This window comes from Syntrophales bacterium (assembly GCA_035363115.1).
Taxonomy (GTDB): domain Bacteria; phylum Desulfobacterota; class Syntrophia; order Syntrophales; family PHBD01; genus PHBD01.
This window is the reverse complement of record DAOSEM010000005.1, coordinates 180546-204067: the sequence shown is the minus strand read 5'-3', so window position 1 is coordinate 204067 and position 23522 is coordinate 180546. Positions and strand designations below refer to the sequence as shown.

Sequence of the window (23522 nt, the reverse complement as noted above, 5' to 3'; positions counted from 1 at the left end):
GGAGGAAAACATGTCGAAAACAGTAGATGCCCGCGGTCTTTCATGCCCCCAGCCCGTCCTGATGACCCTTGACGAGATCAAGGCGGGGACCTCGACCGAGATGACCGTCCTGGTCGACAGCGACGCCTCGAAGGAAAACGTTTCCCGGGCGGCGGCAGGCAAGGGATGGACGGTCGCCGGAATCAGCGAGGACCGCGGCGCGTACAGCATCACCATCAAAAAAGGCTGATCGCCGTGGCCCTCTTTCCATTTTGGAAAGGAAAGCAGACACGAAAAGAATCCCCCGGCCCCGACAACCGGGTGGACCGGGGGATTCTCGTGTTTGAAAACACCGGTGAGGTCATCCAGGCGGAGACCCTGCTGAAAAAGGGCGGGTGGGAGATCCGCGTCATGGGCCCCCCGCCGGAGGTCCGGCAGGGGTGCGACCTGGTGATCGAGTTCCCCCTGATCGAGGAGCTGCAGATTCTCAGAATTCTCGAAGCGGCGAAACTGCCGCCCCTGAAAACGGTACCCGTGACCGGTCCCCTCCTGGAGCCGGTGAATATTTTTCAAGTCAAGGATTTCGGCAGGTACCTCATGGTCCGGGCTGCCAACATGAAACTCACCGTGGACAGGGAAAACGGCACAATCGTCAACGTGTCCGGGGGCGGATGCCCCGATGTTCCCTATCTGGCCGCTTCCATGGTGGGACAGAAACTTGCCGATGCGCCAAATCCGCGGGACATCGGGCACACGCTCTGCGGTTACGCGCTCCAGCTCGCCTTCGAGGAGGTCAAGCGCCTATGCTCTGCATAATGGGAACGGTTCCCTCGGACGCCTTCCCCCTCACGGAAGGGACGGCCGTTATGGACGGCGAACGGCTTCAAATCGGCTCCGTGACGATCGACGTGAACCGGGGAACGCCCGCCCTCGTCGCCGCCGCCGCAGTTGCGGCGGATACCCTGGGAAGACCGGGGCCGTTTGTCTGTCTCGCCGGCGATACGGGAACCGGCAAGGGAAGCCGCCGTCTCTATCAGCACATGACCGCAGCCTTGCCCGGGAACTCCTTCCGGACCATCGTTTTTCACTACCTGCAGCCCATTGTTCACTGGCACAACAGGCTGGAGGGCATCCTGGAAGCCATGAGCCCCCGGCCGACGCTGATCGCCGACGCTGGATTCATGTACGTGGCCAAAATGAGCGGCCGGGCATCCATCTTCGACCTCTTCACGCCCGACGTGGGAGAGCTCGCCTTTCTGGCGGACGAGGAGGCGCCCCACCCTTTCTACACCAGGGGGTTCATCCTCCACGAGGAAAACCGCGTTCCCGACCTGATCGCCCGGGCATACCGGCACGGCAACGCGGCCCGGCATCTCCTTGTCAAGGGGGCCAGGGATTACCTGGCCGATGAAAAGGGAATCCTGGAGACGGTCGACAGTCACGCCGAAGAAGCGATGGAGGCCATGGGCGGAACGGGCGACACCCTGACCGGTCTTGTGTCCGTTCTCATCGATTCGGGAATGAGCATCCGGTACGCAGCCCCAGCCGCCATGAGGACAAACCGCCTGGCCGGACGGCTCGCAAGGCCCACACCGGCAACCCAGATCGGGGAACTGATCCGGCACATCCCGCAGGCACTGCGACACGTGCTGGAAGCTTCTCCCGAAAACCATCGCGCAAAGGATACGGCATGAAAGACGAAACGACGGCCATCACGCCGGAGACGGTCATTCTCGACATCATCAGCCGGTACCGGGAAACGGAAGCCGTGTTCAAGAGGCTGGAACAGGAGACCGGCGCCTGCATCTACTGCCAGGCTCTGTTCCTGCCACTCGGGGAAGCAGCTGCCCGGTTCGGCTTCGACCTGGACCGCGCTCTCGACGACATCCATGGATTGATCCGCATAACGTAGATCCCTTGCGGCAGGCGGAACGGCAGAGGACGATCGGACGGTCGAGAGCGGCGCACAGAGCCTCGGCAGATCTTCATCCCCGGCATTCCCGAAAACCATGGTCTTTTGCACAGACACGAGTTTTCAGAAGCTGAACTTGAATTCACTGACCACTTCCGGCAGGAACGCCTTGATTGTGTGGGTCCTGACATTGCCTGTGGCACCAAGCCCCAGGATGAAATCGACAGCGATCTCATCGCTGGGGGCCTCGCAAATGGCCAGGTAATCCCATTGCCCCATGGTCAGATAAACGCCCTTCACGACTCCCCCTTTCTTTTCAAAGGCGTTCTTTGCCTCTGCAATCAACTGGGTCGAATCCTTCACGGTGCGAATCCCCTGATCCGTGAGATTCATGAGAATGATGTAGAGTTGCATCTGTTTTCCCCCCTTTCATTTATGGATGGGTGTGCGCCGCCTCCTTTTTCTTCCTGCCTGCGACGGACGGCATTCAGCCCGTTTCGCACGAGGAAAGGTTTTCAATTGCTGATTCCGTACAATTCGCTCAGGGTTGAAAGGGATGGTAACCGGTGAATGAAAATCTCTTTTGAAACAGAATGGAGTGAACTGGATCTATCCGTTTGTATTATTGGATCATCCCACACAGGACCGCGCTCTGCAAGAGAAACATCTCTTCAGGACTCAAACCGGCATCGCATTCCCGCGGATCCTGGCCTGCCCTTGCTGCCCAGGGCTTCGAGCAGGACGGCGGACGCGTGTTCGCCGGTGCAGTGGCAGGGGATCACCAGATCCGGATCCAGCGAGAGGAGTGCAGCCACGGTGCGGTCGAGGCGTTCGCGGCCGGCATGGAGCAGGTGCAATCCTCCGATGACGGCCCGGATCCGCATTCCGCCGTTCAGTTTCTGCACCCGGTTCAGGGTGTTCAGGAGTCCCGCGTGGCAGCAGCCGACGCACACAACCAGCCCCTCGTCCGTCCGGATCCACAGGGCGAGGTCGTCTTCGATCGGATCCGCCTGCCGGCCTTCACGATCGAGGAAGAACGCACCCCCCGTGTCCTCGAATCCGGACTCCCGTGGCACCGGGCCCGTAAGACCAACATCTCCCGGAAGAGACACGGGGTTCTGGATCCAGTGAAGACGTTCCAGGGGGAATCGGTCCAGGGCCGACGAGGAGTCCTTCGGCATGTGGATCGCCCTTGCCGCTCCGTCCCGAATGGCGTACCGGGGCAGAACGACACCCGGATGACAATATATTACAAGCTTCCTGGCCCTTCGCAGGACCTGGGGAATTCCCCCCACGTGGTCATAGTGCCCGTGGCTCAGGACCAGCATATCCGTTCCGGCCAGATCGACGCCAAGGGCCCAGGCGTTGGGCACCAGGGCCGCACCCTGCCCCGTATCGAAGAGGATGCGCCGCTCCCCCGTCTCGATCCAGAGCGAGAGGCCGTGCTCCGCCATCAGTCCGGGGGCCGCCCGGTTGTCGACGAGGATGGTGATTTCAATCGGTTGGCTCATGGCTTCTCCCCCTACCCTGCAATGTCTGCCCAGATTCTTCGAATGTCCTCGACACAGGAGGCGTCGATCTCCACGACGGCCCTCTCCTGAAGCTGGGCCGTGGTCACGGAGCGGTCGTACCGGATGCGGCCGGAGACCCGGGCCCCCATCCCTCTCGCCTTCTCCTCGATCCGCTCCGTCATCGCCGTATTCAGGTCCCACTTGTTCACGCAGACCACCGCCGGGATGGCGAAATGACGGGTCAGCGAAAGCAGCCGCTCCAGGTCGTGCTCTCCCGAGACGGTCGGCTCCGTCACGGCCAGCACCTCCGTCGCCCCCGTCAGGGACGCAATGACGGGACAGCCGATCCCCGGGGGACCGTCCACCAGGATCAGGGACCGGTTTTCCTCCTCCGCGATGCGGCGGGCCTCCTGACGAACCGTCGTAACGAGCTTCCCCGAATTTTCCGCGGCGATGCCGAGCCGGGCGTGCACCATCGGGCCGCAGCGGGTCTCGGAGATCATCCACTCCCCACAGAGCCGCTCCGGAAAATCGATGGCTGACGTCGGGCAAAACCGGACGCAGACCCCGCATCCTTCACAGGACACCGGATCGATGGCAAACACGGATCGGCCGGAGGAGTCTTCCGTTCTCATCACGGCCTCAAAGCGGCAATCGTCGAGACAGATGCCACAGCCGATGCAGTCCTCCGGCCGGATGACCGCCTCGCGACCGCTGTAAAACGCGTGCCGCTCTTTCACCGACGGCGAGAGTACCAGATGCAGATCCGCCGCGTCCACGTCACAGTCCGCGATGACCGGCCGGTCCGCCAGCACGGCGAACGATGCGGCCAGGCTGGTTTTGCCGGTTCCTCCCTTGCCACTGATGATCACGATCTCCTTCATGATCCCTATCCTTCCCCGGAACTCCTCCCAGCATCAGCAGCAGGAGAGGACCCGACTGCTTTCCAAACCGGAGCATCGGACCGTGTCCGCAACACCCGTCCCGATGCGGACCGCCCTGCCGTATCCGGCATTCAGGAATCGGCCTTCGCGTACACGCTTCTCCCGTCGGAGACAACCCAGCGGATTGTTCCCGCCGCGATCAGGGCGTCGATCCGCTTGAGGACCTCGACCGCGTGAACACCCAGCCCCGATGCAATGCCCTCGACCGTGCAGGGCCTTCTCCGGAGCAGGGCCAGGATGTCCTCATCCCTGACCGCCGGATGCGAAACAGCCCGGTTCTTCTCCGCATAGTCACAGATGATGCCGACCGGCTCCGGGAAGAAATGCTTCAGGACCGCCATCTCATCGGAGGGAACCGAAAGGGCGGAGGGATCCGCGGGCGGACGGACCACCGTGTTGAGCTGCACCCTCGAAGGCCCGATGAGCGAGACCAGGGCCGCGATCTTTTTCGCCTCCGCAGGAACACCCGTCAGACCGGCCAGGAGCAGGATCTCCAGCCACACCTCCCCCGGGAATCTCCGGGTGAACTCCGCCATGCCGTCCACCATGCACTCGAAGGATATGCCTTCGTGCGGACGGTTCACGATGCGAAACATCCTCTCGTCCCCGGCGTCCAGCGACGGGAGCACAAGGTCCGCCGACATGAGATCGTCCTGCACGTCCCTCATCCACAGCAGGGAGCCGTTGGTCAGAACCGCCACGGGAACCGTCGTGCGCCGGTGGATTTGTTCGATCACCCGTCCGATGCCGGAGTGCAGCGTCGGCTCCCCCGATCCGGCCAGTGTGATGTAGTCCGGAATGTCTCCTCCCGCCAGCTTCCCGTCCAGTTCCGCCAGGACGGCATCAACCGGCACGTGCACGTCCCTTGCCAGGGTCCTGTTCGTCGTCCGTCCCAACTGGCAATAGACGCAGTCGAAGGTACAGACCTTGAAGGGAACGAGATCGACCCCCAGGGAACGGCCGAGTCGGCGCGACGGGACGGGCCCGTAGACATAGTGATACTTGCTATCGCTCATGATCCGCCCGAGCACGGCGAATCGCCGCAGCGATCGGCCCTCCCGCAACAGGTCCTGCCTGTCCGGTCCAGGGAGCATCCATCCCCCCGTCCCTGTCCCCGCGCCGAGCCGCCCCCTTTCATGATGAAGCCGGCGCCGCCGCTGATAAGCCTCTTTACACTGCCGCGGCACTCCGGGCATTCCACGAGGGGCGCCTCGCTGATCCCCTGTCTCTGCTCAAAACGGATGCCGCACCGCTCGCACTCGTACTCATAGGTAGGCATGACTCAACCCCTCCTGTCCGCAATCCGTCGCATGACGTTTCCGACAAGCCCGAGGAAGCGTTCCCGGTATTCCGGAAGCGCCTCGACGACAAGCTCCCCCCGGGAATACGCCTCGGCAATGCGCCGGTCGTCCGGTATCTCCAAGAGGACCGGGATGTTCTCCTCCGCGCAATAGGCATGCACCCGGCCGTCACCGACCCCGACCCGGTTGATCACGACGCCAAAGGGAATCCCGAGTTCCCGAACCGTCTCCACGGCAAGTTTCAAGTCGTGAAGTCCGAACGGGGTCGGCTCCGTGACCAGGACGACGAAGTCGACGTCCCGGAGCGTGGCGATCACGGGACAGGACGTTCCTGGCGGCGCGTCCAGGATCGCGGGTAGACCGTCTTTCATGCGGGCCTTCACCGCCCGGATGAGAGGGGGCGCCATGGCCACGCCGATATCGAGGCGCCCCTGGATCAGGGTGATGTTGCCGGCCCGGATCGTCTCGATCACGCCGATCCGGCGGTCGACTTCCCGGAGCGCCCTCGGAGGGCACACCATCATGCAGCCGCCACAGCCGTGGCACATCTCGGGAAAGACCAGGGGCAGCGTTCCGAAGGAAACGATGGCGTGGTACTCGCAGAAGGATCCGCATTCACCACAGCCGTCGCACAGGGATTCATCCACTTCGGGAACCGGGATGCTGACGGGTTCCGCCTCGCTGACAGATCCCGGCAGAAAGAGATGGGCGTTCGGCTCCTCCACGTCGCAGTCCAGGAGAAGCACCTCCGAACCGAGAACCCTGGCCGCATTGACCGCCACCGTTGTCTTGCCGGTACCGCCCTTTCCGGATGCAATGGCCAGAATCATTCCGCACCCCCCGGCGTCTTCCCGATATGACATTCCCGGCGGCCGTTCCCGCCTCTTCCGGCCCGGAACCCTGAACGGCCTTCCCCGGCGCCGCCCCTCACGACCAGTGTCCCTCGACGTTGGCGGCGTCCGCCTCGGTCAGGCCTCCGGCACGGTACAGATCCAGGGCTTCCCGGACGGTCGAGGCACCGGCGGTGTAAATCCGGATTCCCGCCGCGGAAAGCACGCGAAAGGCCTTGGGGCCGCAGTTCCCGGTTACGACGGCCCCCGCGCCCGAGCGGGCCACGGCCTGTGCAGACTGGATGCCCGCGCCCTGGGCGGAATCCATGGTTTTCCGGTTGTCGATCACCGTGAAGGTGTTTGTATCCAGGTCATAAATGAGAAATTTCGGGGTCCGGCCGAAACGCGCGTCCAGTGGTGCGCCGAGATCATCCCCCGATGTGGAAAATGCGATCTTCACGAATGGCTCCTCCATGCATGCGGCGGCATCCGTTACGCCGGCCGCACCGGCTCATCAGCCGGTACGGCCGATCCGTCTCTGCCGCCTGGGTCCGCTGTCAGGCCGCCGTCCCGCTCTCCATTTCGGCGAGACGCCTGCGGATCAGGTTCAGCTCCGACTCCATGGCATCGGCCTGATTCCGCAGGGCCTGCCTTTCCATCTCGGGATCGGGAGCGGAGCCGAACATCGGATAGCCAGACGGCGCTCCATACCCGCCGAACCGCATCCAGCCCGGCAGGCCGGTGGCGAAAAACCGGTTTCTCCATCCACGGCCGCCTCCACCGAAACCACGTCCGCGGCCAGACCCCATTCCGAATCCGCCGCCCCGCCCGGCCATCGGGTTCATGTACCCGGGAGCGCCGAATCCCGCGCAGAGTCCGGCTGCGCGTCCGCTCATGGCACCCAGGCCCCTGGGTCCCGTACCATCTCCTCTTGGCATGTTTATGTCCTCCTTCCTATGGTTTCATCATGCTCTTGTCATCGTGGTGCCGCATTCCGGGCACTGTCGTTCAAAGCAGGGCACGCCCCGCTGGTGGGGTTCCCGGTGTCCGCACTGGGGACAGACACACTCGCCCGCCGGTCCGGCCATCTTCCGGCCCCCCATGCGGCCCAAACCCTGTCCCGTTCCGGCCGCGCCGCCCATTCCGCGACCACCGCCCTGGCCTCTTCCTCCGCCTCTTCCATTCATGGTGCAATCCTCCCTGGATGCGCCGTCCATCCGCCCGAACCGGCCTCGCCCCCTCCCGGAACAGCCCGGCATGGCAAATGCGTCTCCCTTCAGTCCGCCCCGGATCCACGCCTGGACAACCTCCTGCAGGTCGCCCGCCACGAAGGGAATCACCCGAATCCCGTAGGCATTTACCATTCCGTGGAGAGGCCTGGAAATTGCGCCGCATACCAGCGTGCCGATTCCCAGCTCCGCAAGACGCAATGCCTTTTGAACCGGAAGGTCCCCAGGAAGGATCTGCTGCTCTTCCCGGACGATCCTTCCCGACTCGACCTGCACGATCAGGATCTGCCCTGCACTGTCGAAGACCGGAGCGACTCGATTGTTCCAGCAGGAAAAAGCCACGTTCATGCGGAGCCTCGCTTTCCCTTTTGTCACGATGAATTGCATTCTTTGTACCAACCCCATGCATGGGGGCAGAAGACCATCATTCAATTGACTTTATTTATATTTATTCTCGAACGGGATGAAACGGAAGGACTATGGAGTATCAGACATGATACTGTACGGAGAATGTACAGTTGCGTCAGGGCTTCTCTTTGGCAGCCCGGGAGGAGCGGCCGTCTTGTTTCGGAAGGGAAATTCGCAGTTTCTTAAGCTTTCTGAAGAAGGTGGTCTTGTGGACGCCGAGATCCCGCGCCGCCGCGAGGCGGTTGTACCCGTTCCGCTCCAGCGCCGCCCGGATCGCCTGGATATCGAGGAGTTCGTGGGCGGAGCGGACGTCTGTATCCGCGCTCGTGGAGGCGCCGCGGGACGTCAGTTCGTCGGGGAGATGGCCGATTCCGATGAGCCCTTCCCGACAAAGGATAAACGCCCGCTCGATCACATTTTCGAGCTCCCGGATGTTGCCCGGCCAGTCGTGGGCCATGAGCAGGGCGACGGCCTCGGCGCTGATCCCCCGGATGGACCTGCCCTGCAGGCGGTTGAAACGCTGGATGAACTGATCCGCCAGAAGCGGGATGTCCTCCTTGCGCCTGCGGAGCGGTGGGAGTTCCACCCGTACCACGTTGATCCGGTAGTAGAGGTCTTCCCGGAAGCCCCCTGTTCGCACCCGTTCCGCCAGGTCCCGATTGGTGGCGACGATCACCCGCGCATCCACCGTCTCGGTTCGCGTTCCCCCCAGCGGCTCATAGGTCTTCTCCTGAAGGACGCGCAGCAGCCGCACCTGGAGTGCCGGGCTGATTTCCCCGATCTCGTCGAGAAAAATGCTCCCGCCCTTCGCCAGGGCGAAGCGGCCCGGCTTGTCCTTGCCCGCCCCCGTGAAGGCGCCGGCCTTGTAACCGAACAGCTCGGATTCAAGAAGCGTATCCGGCAGGGCCCCGCAGTTCACAGCAATGAAGGGACCTTCCCGTCGGGGGCTCAGGTCGTGGATCGTCCGGGCGATCAGTTCCTTGCCCGTTCCCGTTTCGCCAAGCACCAGGACCGTGCTCGGGCTTGCCGCGACGGCCGGCATAACCTCAAAGACCCGCTGCATCAGGGGGCTCCGGCTCACGAGGTCGCCGACCCGCACCCGGCCCGCCAGCTCCTGGCGCAGGGCCTCCACCTCGGAGAGGTCCCGGAAGGTCTCGGCGCCCCCGATCACCCGGCCGTCCGCGTCCTTGAGCACCGCCGTGGAGACGCTGATTGGGATGCGGTTCCCCTCCGCATCAATGATGTACCCGGATTTTCCGATGACTGGCCTGCCGGTTTTCAGCGTTTTCTGAAGCGCGCAGTCTTCCCCGCACATGCTGGACCGGAACACCTCCGAGCAGGGCCGTCCGATGGCCTCCCGGCGGGAAACACCGGTGATCTCCTCGGCGGCCCGGTTGAAGGAGGAGATGCGCCAGTCCATGTCCACGGTGAAGACGCCGTCGGAGATGCTCTCCAGGATGGCCTCGTTGGGTGTTGCGATCCTTTTCCCTGCACCGGCTTTTCCACGTGCCACGTCCACGGCTCCTCTGCAATCCTGCTGTTTTGATCCCGGGCCGGAAAGCCTGCCGGGAGATTCCAAGGTTAAACTATCCGGTTGGACTCCATTGTCAAGGCCATTCCTCCGAAGGGCCGTTGACATCCGGAAATCGAAATGTCATGAATATCACGAATAGGATAATCCGTGCTTTGCGAGGATCGACGTGCGTTCCCCGGCAAACACCCCGCATGGCGGCGGTCCCTTCCACTTGCTGCACGCCCTGCCGGCTCCGGTGACCCGTCGCGACTCCCGAAAAGGGTGAGGATAGACAAGGCAACCCACATCAATCCGGAAAGGAGGTTCCCATGGCAAAAGAGATGAAGGTCGGCTGTGCCCGGCCCACGGGGGGCCCCGTGGGCGAAGCAGTGATCGAGGCAACCGGAGATGCTCCCCCCCAACCCCGGCAGAAGGAGGTGAAGCAGATGGTGACGGTCGGCAAGAAGGCGCCGGATTTCACGGCACCGGCATACCAGAAGGGCAAGTTCATCGAGGTGAAACTCTCGGACTATCTCGGAAAGTGGGTCGTCCTCTGCTTCTATCCGGGCGACTTCACATTCGTCTGAGCAACGGAGATCTCGGCGGTCGCCGAGAAATACCCGGAGTTCAAAAAGCTGGGCGTGGAGATTCTCTCCATGAGCGTCGACAGCGTCTTCGTGCACAAGATGTGGAACGACCACGAGCTCAGCAAGATGGTCAAGGGCGGCGTTCCCTTCCCCATGCTCTCCGACGGCGGGGGCAAGGTGGGAAGCGTATACGGCGTCTACCTGGAGGACGCGGGAGTCGAGGCCCGGGGCAGGTTCATCATCGATCCCGACGGGATCATCCAGGGCTTCGAGGTCCTGACGCCGCCGGTGGGCCGGAACATCCTCGAGTCCCTCCGCCAGATCCAGGCGTTCCAGATTGTCCGGAAATCGAAGGGCACGGAAGCGACGCCCTCGGGCTGGAAACCCGGTAAAATGACCCTGAAGCCGGGTCCGGACCTGGTGGGCCGGGTCTGGGAAGTCTGGAAGACAAAGATGGCCTTCGACTGAGCCTCCGGAGACCGGAACGATTTGCAGGGGTTTTCCCCGGGCCCGCCGGCCCGGGGAAAACCGCCCGCCGGATATCGCTCCACTGGCCGTCACGGCGCCGGGGCTTTCATCCCATGTATCGAATCGATCCCATCAGCCCCGGCAATCTGGACCGGCTGGTCCCCTCCCCGTTCAAGCCTTCCTGCGGATCCGGCAGGGCATGCTTTTCAGGTTCGGCGTACCGTATTCCTTCCCCAGCTTCCCGACGGAGGTGAGCATGTTGAAGTTGGCCGACTGCCAATCGTACTGGGCAGCCGGGTCCGCCTCGGGGAACCACCAGCCGTGGGCGGCGCAGACCACCCCCGGCATCAGGGCGTCCGTCAGGCGGGCCCACTGCTCCACCCGTCCGTACTTTGTCTCGATAACCACCGGGTCGCCGTCGGCCAGGCCGTAGAGCGCCGCCGTCTCCGGGTGGACCTCGGCGAGGGGCCGGGGCTCCCGCTTCCGGATCTTCTCCACCCACCGGTAGGAGGAATGGAGGTAGTTCCCGCTCTTGGCGCTCGTCAGGACAAGGGGATACTCCGGATCCTCCTCTTCCGGCAGACCCTTCCACTCCGGCAGGGCCGCGAGGCGGAACTTCTCCGCCACGCTGAGCTTCAGCTCCACCTTCCCCGTGGGAGTCTTGAAGCCCTTCTCCTTCCAGGAGCCGAACCGGTCCGGTCCTTTCAGATACCCCTTCTCCACGAACTGGGCATAGGTCAGCCCCGCGGGCTTCACCACGTCCTCCAGGAACTGCTCGTAATCGTCATGCCACAGCGCGGGATCGCTCACCCGCTTGCCCAGTTCATTCATGATCTTCATGTCGGGCCAGCACTCTTCCGGGGGCTCCACGATCTTGGGCCGCGCCAGGATGTAGCCGTGGCCGATGCCGTAATGGCCGATGTCGTTGATCTCGAAGGTGGTGGCCGCCGGCAGGACCACGTCCGCCATGGCCGCCGTCGGGGTCATGAAGACATCCGCCACGGCAACGAAGTCAAGCTTTCGGAAGGCCTCACAGGTGAGGCGGCTGTCGGCGTAGGACAGCATGGGGTTGGAGCACATCCCGTAGAACCCCTTCACGGGGTAGGGAACGTCCTCCAGGACGGCCTTCCGGAAGAAGGCCGGGGCAATGGTCATGAGCCGCGGGATCACCCGGTGGTGGGCGCTGATCATGTCCTTGCGCTTGTCCGGGATGAGGTCCGCCCGGACGAATGGTCCCAGGCCCATGATCCGGGGGTCGTGGGCCTCCACGTTGCCGCCGGGGACGTCCAGGTTGCCCGTCACGGCCATGAGGCAGATCAGGGCCCGGGTGGCGTCGAAGGTATGGACCGTGTGCTCCAGCGGGTTCCCCCACTGGATCACCGCCGGCCTGGCGGCGGCGTAGGCCCGGGCGGCCTCGCGGATGAGGCCCGCCTCGACGCCGGTGATGGCGGAGACGGCCTCGGGGGTGTATTTCTTCACCTGCTCCGCCAGATCGGCGAATCCCTCGGTCCACTGCGCCACGAACTCCTTGTCGTAGAGACCCTCTCCGATGATGACATTCAGGAAAGCCAGGGCCAGAGCCGGGTCCGTTCCCGGCCGGATCGGGAGCCAGAATTTGGCTTTCTTCGCCAGCTCGATGCGGCGCGGGTCGATGACAATCAGTTCCGTGCCGTCCTTTACCTGGTCCAGGAGAAGCTTGCAGATCTCCCCCTCCTCGTTGGTGGAGGTGATGTTGCTCCCCCAGAGAACCGCCAGGGCGCTCTTATGGTGGAAGTCCGCCACGGGATAGAAACCGCATGTGTGAAGTCCCGTGATCTCCCGGGGGGCGTGGCACACATCCTGGGAGGCGATGACGTTCGGGGATCCGAAAAGGTTCGCCAGCCGGATGAGGACGAAGTGCTCCAGCCCCTTGGGCATGCCCACACCGAAGGCCACGGCCCTTGGTCCGTGCTCTTCCCTGATCTTCAGCAGGCCGGCGGAGACCGTCTCCAGGGCCTCCTCCCAGGAAATGCGCTCCCACTTCCCCTCACCACGGCCTCCCTTTCGTTTCATGGGATACCGCAGCCGGTCCGGGTGGGTCAGCCGGTCCGGCGAGGCCACGCCTTTGGGGCAAATGTAGCCCCGGCTCAGGAATCCTTCCGGATCGCCCTTCACCTGGACGATCTCGTTTCCCTTTACGCCCACGAGCAGCGCGCAGCCGCCGTGGTCCATCCTCGCACAATGGGTCTTCACCCAGCGGACGCCTTCCTCCATAACTCCTCCCTCTCCTTGATTGCGGAACCGTCGGCAGGACACCTGTCTCCGTTATAAATAACATATAGCATGAGTGGGAATCTGCACAACGATTCATTTTCCCGCGCCTCCGGAGGACCGGACTCGGAAGGCGTCTTACAGGATGCAAGGGTGATGCGGGTTTTTCTCCCGCAGATGGGACAGGAACGTCCATCCGGGGTGTGGGGTGAAGGAAACAGGAAAAGCCCGACGAATCGCTCCGCCGGGCTCCTTGACTCGCAGTCGCAGTGATGCCTTGATGCAAACCTATGCCTTCCGGCGGATCCGGCAGGGCATGTTTTTCAGGTTTGGCGTGCCGTATTCCTTTCCCAGCTTCCCGATGGAGGTGAGCATGTTGAAGTTGGCCGACTGCCAGTCGTACTGGCCTGCCGGGTCCCCTTCGGGAAACCACCACCCCAGGGAGGCACTGACGACCCGGGGATGGATGATATCGGTCACGAGGGCCTTCTGGGTCACCGTTCCGTGTTTCGTCTCGATGACGACGTCGTCGCCGTCCCGGATGTCAAACCGGGCCGCTGTGTCGGGATGGATCTCCAGCGTCGGATGGGGATGCTTGTCCCGGAGCCGCTTGACCCAGCGGTAGGCCGAAAGGAGATAGTATTGGCTCTTGGCGCTGATAAGGATCAGCGGAAACTCGGGATCATCCTCCTCCGGAAGTCCGGAAAACTCCGGCAGCGCTTTCAGGCCGAACTTTTCCGCCGTGCTGAGGCGCAGCTCCACCTTTCCCGTCGGCGTCGGGAAGCCTTTCGCTTCATAGGAGCGTGCGATCTCCGGTCCCTTCAGGTACCCCTTTTCGACAAATTCGCGGTACGTCAGTCCCGCCGGGCGGACAAGGTCTTCCAGGAACTGCTCGTGATCCTCAGGCCACAAGTCCGGCGGCGAGACGCGCTTCCCCAGCTCGGTCATGATCTTCATGTCGGGCCAGCACTCCTCCGGGGGCTCGACGATCTTGGGGCGGGCGAGGATCATGCCGTGTCCGATGCCGTAATGCCCGATGTCGTTCATCTCGTACTGGTGCGCCACGGGAAGGACAATGTCCGCCATGGCGGCCGTTGGCGTCATGAAGATCTCCGCGACGGCCATGAAGTCGAGACTCCGGAAGGCCTCGTGGGTCAGCCGGCTGTCCGCCCAGTTGACCAGCGGATTCGTGCACATTCCGTAGTATCCCCGGACGGGGTAGGGAACCCCCTCCAGGACCGCCCGGCGGAAAAAGGCCGGGGCGATGGTCATGAGACGGGGGATCACCCGGTGGTGGGCGCTGATCATGTCCTTTCGCTTGTCCGGGATGAGGTCCGCCCGGACAAACTGCGCCAGCCCCATGATTTTAGGATCCCGGGCATGGACGTTGCCGCCGGGGATTTCCAGGTTCCCGCAGATGGCCATCAGGCAGGCGAGCGACCGGACAGCGTCGAAGGCGTTGACGTCATGCTCGATGGCGTTTCCCCACTGCAGGGCCGCCGGTTTCGCCTCCGCGTACATCCGGGCGGCCTGGCGGATCTTGTCGGCGGGCACCCAGGTGACCTCCGCCATTTTCTCGGGGGGGTAGGCCTTCAGGTGTTCGCGGAGATCATCGAAGCCGTGGGTGTATTTCTCCACGAATTCCCGGTCATAGAGGGATTCTTCGCAGATCACGTTCATGATGGAAAGCGCCAGGGCCTGGGCTGTGCCCGGCCGGATCTGCAGCCAGAGGTCCGCCTTTTCGGCGAGCTCGATCCGGCGGGGATCGACTACGATCAGCCTGGCGCCGTTCTTCACCTGGTTGTGGAGCAGGCTGACGATCTGTCCCTCCTCGTTGGTGGCCGTGGGGTTGCTTCCCCAGAGGAAAAGAAGCTTGGACGGGTGGTGCAGGTCCGCCACGGGATAGAAACCGCAGGTGTGGATCCCCGTGATCTCCCGGGGGGCGTGGCATACGTCCTGGGAGGCAATGACGTTGGGGGAGCCGAAGAGATTGGCCAGACGGATCAGGACAAAGTGCTCCAGTCCCTTGGGCATGCCGACGCCGAATCCGACGGCCCGGGCGCCGTGTTTCTCCTTGATCCGGAGAAGATTCTCCGCCGTCTCCTCCAGGGCCTGGTCCCAGGAGATGCGCTGCCATTTCCCCTCACCCCGCTCTCCGACCCGTTTCAGGGGATGCCGGAGACGGTCGGGGTGGGTCAGCCGGTCCGCCGAAACCCGGCCCTTGAAGCAAGTGTACCCGCGGTTCAGGTACCCCTCGGGGTCTCCCTTGATCTGGACGATCTCGTTTCCTTTCACGCCCACGAGCAGCGCGCAGCCGCCGTGGTCCATCCTCGCACAATGGGTCTTCACCCAGCGGACGCCTTCCTCCATAACCCCTCCCTCTCCTTGATTGCGGAACCGGCAGCAGAATTGGGACCGCCGTTTGAAAAACCATACAACACGGAAAGGAATCGGTACAATGAATACTTGCCCACCGGATCGGGAGACCGTGAACGGAAGGAACCGGGAACGTCCACGCAATTTCAGCAGTGTTCCGTTGATACCAAAAGTCGGAACGGCATTTCATGTGGTCTCCCGGCAGGTCGAGAGATATGCCCACTCCTCTGTCTTCAAGTCATCCAACAAGGGAAAGTACCAACCCGAAACAGCTTCCTTCCAGGCCGGACGGCAACTCTTTCCTGGAAGCCCTGATAGACGCCCGGTGAAGGCTTTAAAACGGCATGACAGAACGTTCATGAAGTTCCACTTGAAACGGCCGGACCTATCCGCTAACATGCGCCGCGATATTCTCTTTCATTGCAGGCAAACCCGAAAATCCAACCCGGGACATGATCGAATCAGCCATGTGGAAAACACTTCAGCGGGGAACATCCCCGGAATATCCCTACCAGGTGACCTGGTCCTCCACCGGCTTCGACGGAGACGGCACGGCTGTACTGGGCGACGGAAGCACGTACAACGGCGGGTTCCGGAACGGCCGTTTCGATGGAACGGGCGTTTTTACCTGGCCGGACGGCAGCCGGTATGAGGGCTCCTGGACGGATGGCCTGCCGGAAGGTCCGGGGCGGTTGACCCGGCCTGACGGATCGGTCGTGGAAGGGACCTGGTCGGCGGGCGTCCGCCAGGTGGAAGAACCACCCGCCGTTCCGGAGGCTGTCGATGAACCCCAGGCGGAACCGGCCGCCCCCGAAAAGGAGCCGGAAACGCTTCGCGAGGAAGCCCCGGCTTCGGCCCGGCTCGTGGAGGAACCGGTGATCCCATCCGAGCCGGAGCCTGTGCGGGCGGCACAGGCCGAAGCGCCGGTTGAGCCGGAACCGCCCGTACCTGCCGAGATCGAAGCCGCCCGGGAAGCGGAAGTGGAAGAGGGGCCTGCCGTTGAAGAGGCGGCGGCTCCGGCTGAAGAGCCGCCTCCACCCCCTGATGAAGCGCCGATCAAGGAATTCGCGGAAGTTGGCGTCCCACAGCCTCCGGAAGAGGCGGAAATGCCACCGGAAGAGGAACCCCTTCCTAAGAAACCGCCGAGGAAGTCGAAACGCGCCACCGAAGAGCCGCCTGCCGAAGTGGAGACAATCGAGACGGCCGGGGAGAAACAGGCCGCGCCCGCCCTGGATGAAGCCATTGGGAAGGAAGCCCCTGCCGCCGCGCCACCTCCCGAGGAACCGGACATTTCATCCGTACCCGAGGCAATTCTTGAACCGGTGGAGGCCATAGAAAACGGAAAGCCGGAAGAGCCGGTGCTTTCTGAACGTGCCGTAATCGAGGCTGTTTCAGAAGTCAAGGAGATCGAAACGGCAGCACCCGCCACAGAGGAGGCCCCGCCCGCCCTCGAGCCGGCCGTGGCCGCCCCTGAGGCCGCCGCTGCCGAGCCCGCCGTCTCGCCCGGGCCTTTGGAAGAATTGGAAAAGCCTGCGGGAGAACCTCCGGCCGCGGAATTTTCGGAAGAACCGGCTCCTCCGGAAGAGCCGGCTCCGCGGGTTGAGGAAACGGCCTTTCAGGAGAAAGTACTGGAGAAGGAAGTACGGACCGTCGAGGAATATCCCGCCCCCCTGGAGGCAATCGAAGCGGAGGAGGAAGCGGTGCCCCCGGAAGAGCCGCCCGCGGCCATCAAGGAGGAGAGACCCGCCGAATCCAGGGCCACCATCGAGGATTTGCGGCCGGAAACCGGAGCGGAAACGATGCCGGAGCCGCTGGAGTTCGAAGCGGCCGAGCCCCCCGGCGAAGAAACACCGGAAGAAGCGGAGCAAGCCATGGCAGCACCAGTGAAGAAGACAGGGAGGGCAGCGAAGGAAGCTGCGAAAGCCGGGGTGGAAGAGGAAGAACGGCGGATTGAAGCGGCTCCCCGTGTCGAAAAGCGGGAAGAAGTACTGCCTTCTGAACCGGAGGAGGAGCCTGTTCGACCCCGGGCGGCGAAGGGTCGCCGGAAGGCCAGACCCACCGTCGAAATGGAGGAAGCGCCCGCGCCCCCGCCCGTCGAGGCACCCAGCGACCTGTTCGGAGACCTGGACGAGGCGGCCATGGCACAGGCGCCGCCGGCTCCGGGAACCCAGGCGCTGGAACTCCCCGACGGAAGCCTGTACACGGGCGACCTGGAAGGGAACCGTCCCCACGGACGGGGAATCGCGAACCATCCGGACGGGCAAAGCTACATGGGGGAATGGCGCGTCGGCTTCAGGGATGGCGTCGGGCTTCTCCGCTACGCCGACGGAGCCGTTTACATGGGCGGATGGCGCAACGACCGGAAAGAAGGACTGGGGATGATGACGTATCCCGCCGGGCGCACCTACATGGGAGAATGGCGCGACGACCGCTGCCACGGCCAGGGGACGGACATCTTTCCGGACGGAATGCGTTATGAAGGACAGTTTGAAAAGGGAAAATTCAACGGCATGGGAACCCTCATCCTGCCGGATGGCCGGAAATACATCGGCCGCTTCGCCGACGGCCTCTTCAACGGGAAGGGAATCCTGACGTTTCCCAATGGAGACCGCTACGAAGGCGAATTCAAGGAAAACAAGTATCACGGGCTCGGCGTCATGACGATGGTGGACGGCAGAAAGTACGTGGGACAACTTGCAAACGGGCGCCCCCATGGCGAGGGGACCATGACCATGGCGGACGGGCGCCGCCTGCAGGGCGAGTTCAAGGACGGGAAATTCATCACCAGGAAATGATCCGCCATGCGGCAGGATCCTTTCGGACGGCATAACAGGCAAGATCCATGAACCAGTACCTAAAGAAGATCGAGGACGGAGAAAGCGTTTCGCTCGCCTGGGAGGAATCCCCCCGGGAGGGCGAGGGGACCATCATGTTCCCCGATGGAGGACGCTACACGGGCTCGTTCCGTCCGGGTCGCTTTTCGGGCTCCGGGAAGTACACCTGGCCCGACGAGGCCGTTTACAACGGCCAGTGGGAGGATGGTCTGCCCAACGGGACCGGCTGGATGATTCTCCCGGACGGCAGGATTTATGACGGGGAGTGGCTGGAAGGCATGCCCCACGGGACGGGAACGGAGACCCTGCCCGATGGCGGTCGTTATGAAGGCCGCTGGGAAAAAGGGAAACGCCACGGCGAGGGGCTGGAAACCCTGGCGGATGGCGGACGCTATGACGGGGAGTGGCTGGCAGGACAGAAATCGGGCAAGGGCAGGATGATCTTCGCCGACGGGAAAAAATACGACGGCGAATGGGATCATGACGTCTGCCACGGGCAGGGAACCCTGCACTTCGTCGATGGATCGAGGTATACGGGTATCTGGAAGGATGGGGATTTCTTCGGAAAGGGAACACTGACCCTGGCCAGCGGCTCCTCCTTCGAGGGGGAATGGCAGGGGGAGGAATTCATCATGCACTGACGGCTTCCTGATGCCCGCCGCCGCTCCTTCCCTTGCGGCCGACACCTGGAATCGGCCATCCGCTGTCTTTCATCCCGCCTCAGGGAGACAGGCAACCCTCTTTCGCCGGATCTCCCGCCCGGTATTCTCCTTCAGGCCTCCACCGTGCACACCACGATCATGGTGTCACCCACGTCGACGGAATCACCCGGCTCCACCAGAACATCCGACACCCGGCCGTCCAGATCGGCAATGACGTGGGTGTGCATCTTCATCGCCTCCAGGTCGATCAGGATGTCTCCCACGCAGACCTCGTCCCCGACGTCCACGAGGACGCGGTTCACCTTCCCCTTGATGGACGACTTGATGATCCCCTCCCGCTTGAGCTCCTCGATTTCCTGGGTCGTCAGGATCCGCTTCTCCAACAGGCGGCGCGTCCGCTCCTTCCGCTCCCGGTCGTCCGTGATCACAGCCTGGCCGTGCTCGTCGACGGGGACAATCGTCTTGTAGACCGCCTCTTCCAGGATGTAGTGGTCATGGTCGGGATAGCGGAAAATGGACGGATGGGTATCCAGGTAGGATGTGTCAAACTTCCGCGCCAGGAAATCGGGCTCGTCGCAGATGGCCAGGTACAGGGGGATCGTCGTCTTGGGCCAGACGATGGTGAAGTCCTTCAAGGCCCGCTTCAGCCGCTGCACCGTCTGGTCCCACCGGTATCCCCGGACGATCAGCTTCACCAGGAGCGAGTCGTACACCGTGGGGACCCGGTATCCCTTGTAGATGGCCCCGTCCACCCGGAGTCCCGGACCTCCGGGCGATTCGTAGATCTCGATCATCTTCCCGCCCTCCGGCAGGAAGCTGTTCTTGGGATCTTCCGCGTTGATGCGCACCTCGATGGCAATCCCGTTGATCTGGATGTCCTCCTGCTTCAGTCCCAGGGGATGGCCCTCGGCGATCCGGATCTGGTGCTGGACGATGTCTTCCCCAGTGATCATCTCGCTGACCGTGTGCTCAACCTGGAGGCGGGTGTTGACCTCCATGAACCAGAACTCGCTGGTTTTGGAGTCCACAAGGAATTCCACCGTGCCGGCGTTGACGTAACCGGCCGTCCTGGCAGCCTTCACGGCCGCTTCCTGGATAGCCGCCGTCACCTCGGCGGGCAGTTCCGCCGGGGCCACTTCCAGAAGCTTCTGGTGACGGCGCTGGATGGAGCAGTCCCGGGTGCCCAGGTGAATGACGTTTCCATGGGTGTCGGCGAGGATCTGAACCTCGATGTGGCGGGGGTGGACGATGCACTTCTCCGCGTAGATGCGGTCGTCGTGAAAGGCCAGGAGCGCTTCCGCCCGTGCGAGGGGCATTTCCCTCCTGAGTTCCTCCTCACTCTCGATCCGCCGCACCCCGCGGCCTCCCCCGCCGGCCGTCGCCTTCAGGATGATGGGAAACCCGCATCTCCTGGCAAACGCCAGGGCTTCCTCAATACCCGCCTCGCCGGCAGAAAAGCTGTTTGTCCCCGGGATGATGGGGATTCCGGCCCCGGACATGGTCTCCCGCGCCAGGACCTTGTCACCCAGGTCCCGGATGACGGAGGGCGGCGGACCGATGAACAGGATGCCCGCCCGCTCGCAGGCGGCGGCCAGATTCGGGTTTTCCGCCAGGAAACCGTAGCCTGGGTGAACGGCATCGGCCCCGCTTTTCAGGGCCGCGTCGATGATCCGCTCGATATTCAAATACCCCTTGCCCGGCTCGTCGCTGATCTTGATGGCCCGGTCGGCAAACCGCAGGAAATAGGCATCGTAATCCGGCTTTTCGTAAACGGCGATGGCCTCGATGCCCATCTCCTTGAGAGTGTTCATGATTCGGAGAGCAATCTCCCCCCGGTTGGCAATCAAGACCTTCCTGATCGTCTTCATGGAGTATCCTGCTGTGTTCTTCGGAGTGCCTGGAGAATCAGGCGGTGGCGATCACGGACGGGTTCTGCGTGCAAGGCGATCCGCAATCAACGGGTGTGGTGATAGCACATTTGCCGGTCCCTGACAATCCATGAATGCAAAGGGCGGGAAAACAGGTTCCGTTTGGAGGTTTTCGATCAGGGATTCCGCCCGCTGTCACCGGATTCCGGCTGTGAAACAGGTGGAGGCGTTGATTCCATCGTTTCTTTCGTGCCGGGCAGGGATTCCGCTTCCGGTTCATCCTCCGGTGGCTCCGCGGGGAGAGGCGCGGCCGCGGCCGCGGGCTCCACGGGCCGGGACGGCTCCAGCTCCGCGATCCAGAGGGGATGGCGGTGCCGGGCATAGTCAAGGCGGATCTTTCCCGTCAGGATGCCGCGGAACATGGGACGGTTGGGCTTGAGAAGGATGGCACCGATGTGGGCCAGAAACGCCAGGATGAACAGCATGAAAAAAACGTTGTGTGTCCATGTGGCCCACAGAAGAATCGTCAGGGACATGTCCGGGGCATAGAGGTTCTTGTAGGTTTTCACCAGCCCTGAGATGATGAGGCCTGCAATGATCACGGCCATGCCCAGGTAGGCAAGGCGCTGCTCCGGCAGGTACTTGTGAAAGGGCGGCTCCTCCCCCTTGCCGAAGAAACTCAGGATCACCTGCCAGGAAGCCTTCAGGTCCCCCCTGCGGGGCAGGAGAGCGAAATCCCCGCGGATTCCGTGGTAAACGACGTGAAAGACCGCCGCTGCAATGAAGACGACGGATGCCACGTAATGGATGCTCAGGGAAGAAATGAAATCACCGGACCAGGCCATGCCGGGCAGCTTGTCGATGGCATAGCGGCCGGCGAGCGGCAGTTCGAACATGCCGGAAAGCAGAAGCAGGAGTCCCGAGAGGGCGATCGTCCAGTGCTCCAATAATTCCACGAGGCCGTGGCGGACAGCCCGGTTCCGTTCTTCAAGGATTCGCTCAGCCATCCTGATTTTCCTCCGCTTTCACACGTTTCTTCCTTCTGGAAAGATAACCGAGAGCCCCGGCAATGCCCGCCGCCGCGCCGGCCACCGGCGAGACGAGGACCGCCCGGCCCAGGCCGTCGGTCTCTTCCATCCGCCGCTTCACCGGCTTGAAGCCGGGCCTTCCCTTTCCCGTCACAACAGCCCGGTCCAGCACATCGAATGGAACCGGCGAGACATAGAGGGTCGATGTTCCTCCATTTTCCTTCTTGCCGTAGAGAAAGCCGCCGGTACTCCGGGCACGCTCATCCGCAAGGCTGAAAATCTTCTCCCGCGGCCCGATCAGCAAGGCCTGCCGGGGACACGACTCGACGCAGGCGGGCAGGCCGCCGTCCTTCAGGCGGTCTACGCAGAGGTCGCACTTGAACATCACGCCGTTGCCGGCCAGCGTCGGCAGGACATGGAGATAGATTCCCACCCCCGACTGGCGCTGGGGGATCTCCCACGGGCAGACCGTGCGGCACTTGGCGCCGCCGAAACAAAGGTCCGGGTCGATGACGACGGCCCCGCTTTCATACTTGTGGTTGGCCGAGAAGGGACAGATGGTGGCGCAGGCGGGATTGTCGCAGTGCATGCAGCGGCGCGGGATGAAGAGGGTCCTTTTTGCTCCCTCGACCTCCACCTCCGCTTTCTGGACGAAGATCCGGTTGTAGGGAGTGAGCCGGTCGTGGACGTCCTGCTTTTTCGACCAGTCCTCGATCCCCTTGCCCCCGACCGGGAACGGCGAGGGAATGGGTTCGACCGGCTTCGGAACCTGGCCGTTCCGGGCGGATTTGCAGGCGGTGATGCAGGCGGGCAAGGCACGATCCGGACATCCGTCACAGAGGTTCAGGTCGATCAGGGTTGCCAGCCGCCCTTCCCTGCTCCGGGCCTCCGCCGCCCGTGGAACCGCAATTCCCGCTGTAGCGGCGAGTCCCGCCCCCGCTTTGAAAAAGCTCCGGCGTGATATCCCTTCCTTGCTTTTATTCATGGCTTCTTTCCTTGGGCCGGCTTGAAATGCGTTTTTGTCCGACTGGAGCTTACCGATGCATCGACCTGCATTGTATACGCGAGAAGTTAGTAAGCGGAAGTGATCTTGTCAAACGCCGCGCCCCCTTTGCCGTGTAACTGCACAATCTGCTTGAATATCCATGGGGAACGGGTTATGAAAAGAGCGAGCGACACGAGATGGATATCGGCATTTCGCCCGGTCGGGAGTTCGGTTCTCGAAATCCGGGCCGCACATGTGCTCCAATACAAAGTAAGACAGATCCCGAAAGGCTGGAGCAGCACCCGGAAGCATATCATGGTCCCTGACAGGTACCTTTGATCGAAGGAGGAAGGATATGGCAGCGTTGAAGCTATCGTTCGGTCGTGGAGCAAAGAAAGAGAAAGCCCCCGCACAGCCCGCCGCCAGTGCGGCCCCTGTCCGGAGCAAATCCAAGGAGACGGACTCACCGGGCGAGGAGTGGAGACTCCGGGGTCTTTCCGCCCTGATGAAGGACGACTTCACCGGCGCCATCGAAGCCTTCACCCAGGCCGTCAAGATCGACCCGGGCAACGGCCGGGCCTTCCACAACCGGGGTTTCGCCGCCTACAAGCTCGAGCAGTATGATGTCGCCGTCCGGGATTTCGACCAGGCCCTCGACATCGACCCCGGCTATGCCGAGGAAGCGGGAAGCTACGTCTACCGGGGCCTGTGCAATGAAAAGATCGGCAGGCACGAGCAGGCCCTCGAGGACATGAAAATGGCCGTCACGTTCAAGAACAAGGACGCCGAGCACTACCTGCTGTGGCTCAGCCGCGGCGGGGATTCGCAGCGATAGGC

Annotated in this window: 23 protein-coding genes; 8 read left to right on the top strand and 15 right to left on the bottom strand. The window is 62.9% G+C overall.

Annotated features, from left to right (window positions below):
- Positions 1-10 precede the first annotated feature (10 nt).
- From PLO63_11895 to PLO63_11880, 4 genes are all read left to right on the top strand, one after another.
- Positions 11-229, top strand: a complete 219-nt coding sequence (locus PLO63_11895) for a sulfurtransferase TusA family protein (protein ID HOI74834.1) — start codon at positions 11-13, stop codon at positions 227-229.
- A gap of 89 nt (positions 230-318) precedes the next feature.
- Positions 319-795: a DUF3343 domain-containing protein gene (locus tag PLO63_11890; protein HOI74833.1), complete on the top strand. Its 477-nt coding sequence runs from the start codon at positions 319-321 to the stop codon at positions 793-795.
- Positions 783-1673, top strand: coding sequence for an NAD(P)H-hydrate dehydratase (locus tag PLO63_11885; GenBank protein HOI74832.1), 891 nt, complete (start codon positions 783-785; stop codon positions 1671-1673). The genes PLO63_11890 and PLO63_11885 overlap by 13 nt, the downstream gene beginning before the upstream one ends.
- The gene (locus tag PLO63_11880; GenBank protein ID HOI74831.1) at positions 1670-1891 is read left to right on the top strand and encodes a hypothetical protein; all 222 of its coding nucleotides are present in this window, start codon (positions 1670-1672) and stop codon (positions 1889-1891) included. Before PLO63_11885 ends, PLO63_11880 begins: the two co-directional genes overlap by 4 nt.
- A 123-nt stretch (positions 1892-2014) precedes the next feature.
- Here the strand turns inward: PLO63_11880 and PLO63_11875 are convergent, their stop codons facing one another.
- The 10 genes from PLO63_11875 to PLO63_11830 form a co-directional block, all read right to left on the bottom strand.
- Positions 2015-2305: a GYD domain-containing protein gene (locus PLO63_11875; GenBank protein HOI74830.1), complete on the bottom strand. Its 291-nt coding sequence runs from the start codon at positions 2303-2305 to the stop codon at positions 2015-2017.
- Between the two features lie 257 nt (positions 2306-2562).
- Positions 2563-3402: an MBL fold metallo-hydrolase gene (locus PLO63_11870; protein ID HOI74829.1), complete on the bottom strand. Its 840-nt coding sequence runs from the start codon at positions 3400-3402 to the stop codon at positions 2563-2565.
- An 11-nt stretch (positions 3403-3413) separates the two neighbouring features.
- Positions 3414-4286, bottom strand: a complete 873-nt coding sequence (locus PLO63_11865; GenBank protein HOI74828.1) for an ATP-binding protein — start codon at positions 4284-4286, stop codon at positions 3414-3416.
- A 131-nt stretch (positions 4287-4417) separates the two neighbouring features.
- Positions 4418-5362 carry a radical SAM protein gene (locus PLO63_11860; GenBank protein HOI74827.1) on the bottom strand — a complete coding sequence of 315 codons (945 nt, stop codon included), beginning with the start codon at positions 5360-5362 and terminating at the stop codon, positions 4418-4420.
- Positions 5359-5625 (bottom strand): zinc ribbon domain-containing protein, encoded by a 267-nt coding sequence (locus PLO63_11855; protein HOI74826.1) that lies wholly within the window; start codon positions 5623-5625, stop codon positions 5359-5361. Before PLO63_11855 ends, PLO63_11860 begins: the two co-directional genes overlap by 4 nt.
- A gap of 3 nt (positions 5626-5628) precedes the next feature.
- Positions 5629-6477, bottom strand: coding sequence for an ATP-binding protein (locus PLO63_11850; GenBank protein HOI74825.1), 849 nt, complete (start codon positions 6475-6477; stop codon positions 5629-5631).
- Positions 6478-6574: 97 nt separating this feature from the next.
- Positions 6575-6937, bottom strand: coding sequence for a NifB/NifX family molybdenum-iron cluster-binding protein (locus PLO63_11845; GenBank protein HOI74824.1), 363 nt, complete (start codon positions 6935-6937; stop codon positions 6575-6577).
- Positions 6938-7034: 97 nt separating this feature from the next.
- Positions 7035-7415: a DUF5320 domain-containing protein gene (locus PLO63_11840; GenBank protein HOI74823.1), complete on the bottom strand. Its 381-nt coding sequence runs from the start codon at positions 7413-7415 to the stop codon at positions 7035-7037.
- 27 nt (positions 7416-7442) lie between these two features.
- Complete coding sequence (locus PLO63_11835) at positions 7443-8054, bottom strand: NifB/NifX family molybdenum-iron cluster-binding protein (protein HOI74822.1); 612 nt, start codon at positions 8052-8054, stop codon at positions 7443-7445.
- A 175-nt stretch (positions 8055-8229) separates the two neighbouring features.
- The gene (locus PLO63_11830) at positions 8230-9627 is read right to left on the bottom strand and encodes a sigma 54-interacting transcriptional regulator (protein HOI74821.1); all 1398 of its coding nucleotides are present in this window, start codon (positions 9625-9627) and stop codon (positions 8230-8232) included.
- A gap of 329 nt (positions 9628-9956) precedes the next feature.
- Between PLO63_11830 and prxU the strand changes: the two genes are divergently transcribed.
- Positions 9957-10682, top strand: a complete 726-nt coding sequence (gene prxU / locus PLO63_11825) for a thioredoxin-dependent peroxiredoxin (GenBank protein ID HOI74820.1) — start codon at positions 9957-9959, stop codon at positions 10680-10682.
- A gap of 171 nt (positions 10683-10853) precedes the next feature.
- Here prxU and PLO63_11820 read toward each other — a convergent pair whose 3' ends face one another.
- Positions 10854-12935 carry a molybdopterin-dependent oxidoreductase gene (locus PLO63_11820; GenBank protein HOI74819.1) on the bottom strand — a complete coding sequence of 694 codons (2082 nt, stop codon included), beginning with the start codon at positions 12933-12935 and terminating at the stop codon, positions 10854-10856.
- 285 nt (positions 12936-13220) lie between these two features.
- Complete coding sequence (locus PLO63_11815; protein HOI74818.1) at positions 13221-15302, bottom strand: molybdopterin-dependent oxidoreductase; 2082 nt, start codon at positions 15300-15302, stop codon at positions 13221-13223.
- 473 nt (positions 15303-15775) lie between these two features.
- Here PLO63_11815 and PLO63_11810 point away from each other — a divergent pair, with 473 nt between their 5' ends.
- Together PLO63_11810 and PLO63_11805 are read left to right on the top strand one after the other, a co-directional pair.
- On the top strand, positions 15776-18103 hold the full coding sequence (locus PLO63_11810; protein ID HOI74817.1) for a hypothetical protein: 2328 nt from the start codon (positions 15776-15778) through the stop codon (positions 18101-18103).
- A 47-nt stretch (positions 18104-18150) separates the two neighbouring features.
- Entirely contained in the window at positions 18151-18783 is a 633-nt protein-coding gene (locus PLO63_11805) for a hypothetical protein (GenBank protein HOI74816.1), read from the top strand.
- Positions 18784-18914: 131 nt separating this feature from the next.
- Here PLO63_11805 and PLO63_11800 read toward each other — a convergent pair whose 3' ends face one another.
- The 3 genes from PLO63_11800 to PLO63_11790 form a co-directional block, all read right to left on the bottom strand.
- Positions 18915-20672 carry a biotin carboxylase N-terminal domain-containing protein gene (locus PLO63_11800; GenBank protein ID HOI74815.1) on the bottom strand — a complete coding sequence of 586 codons (1758 nt, stop codon included), beginning with the start codon at positions 20670-20672 and terminating at the stop codon, positions 18915-18917.
- A gap of 176 nt (positions 20673-20848) precedes the next feature.
- Complete coding sequence (locus PLO63_11795) at positions 20849-21679, bottom strand: cytochrome b/b6 domain-containing protein (GenBank protein ID HOI74814.1); 831 nt, start codon at positions 21677-21679, stop codon at positions 20849-20851.
- Positions 21672-22685 (bottom strand): 4Fe-4S dicluster domain-containing protein, encoded by a 1014-nt coding sequence (locus PLO63_11790; protein HOI74813.1) that lies wholly within the window; start codon positions 22683-22685, stop codon positions 21672-21674. The genes PLO63_11795 and PLO63_11790 overlap by 8 nt, the downstream gene beginning before the upstream one ends.
- A gap of 355 nt (positions 22686-23040) precedes the next feature.
- Here PLO63_11790 and PLO63_11785 point away from each other — a divergent pair, with 355 nt between their 5' ends.
- Positions 23041-23520 (top strand): tetratricopeptide repeat protein, encoded by a 480-nt coding sequence (locus PLO63_11785; protein HOI74812.1) that lies wholly within the window; start codon positions 23041-23043, stop codon positions 23518-23520.
- Positions 23521-23522: the final 2 nt, after the last annotated feature.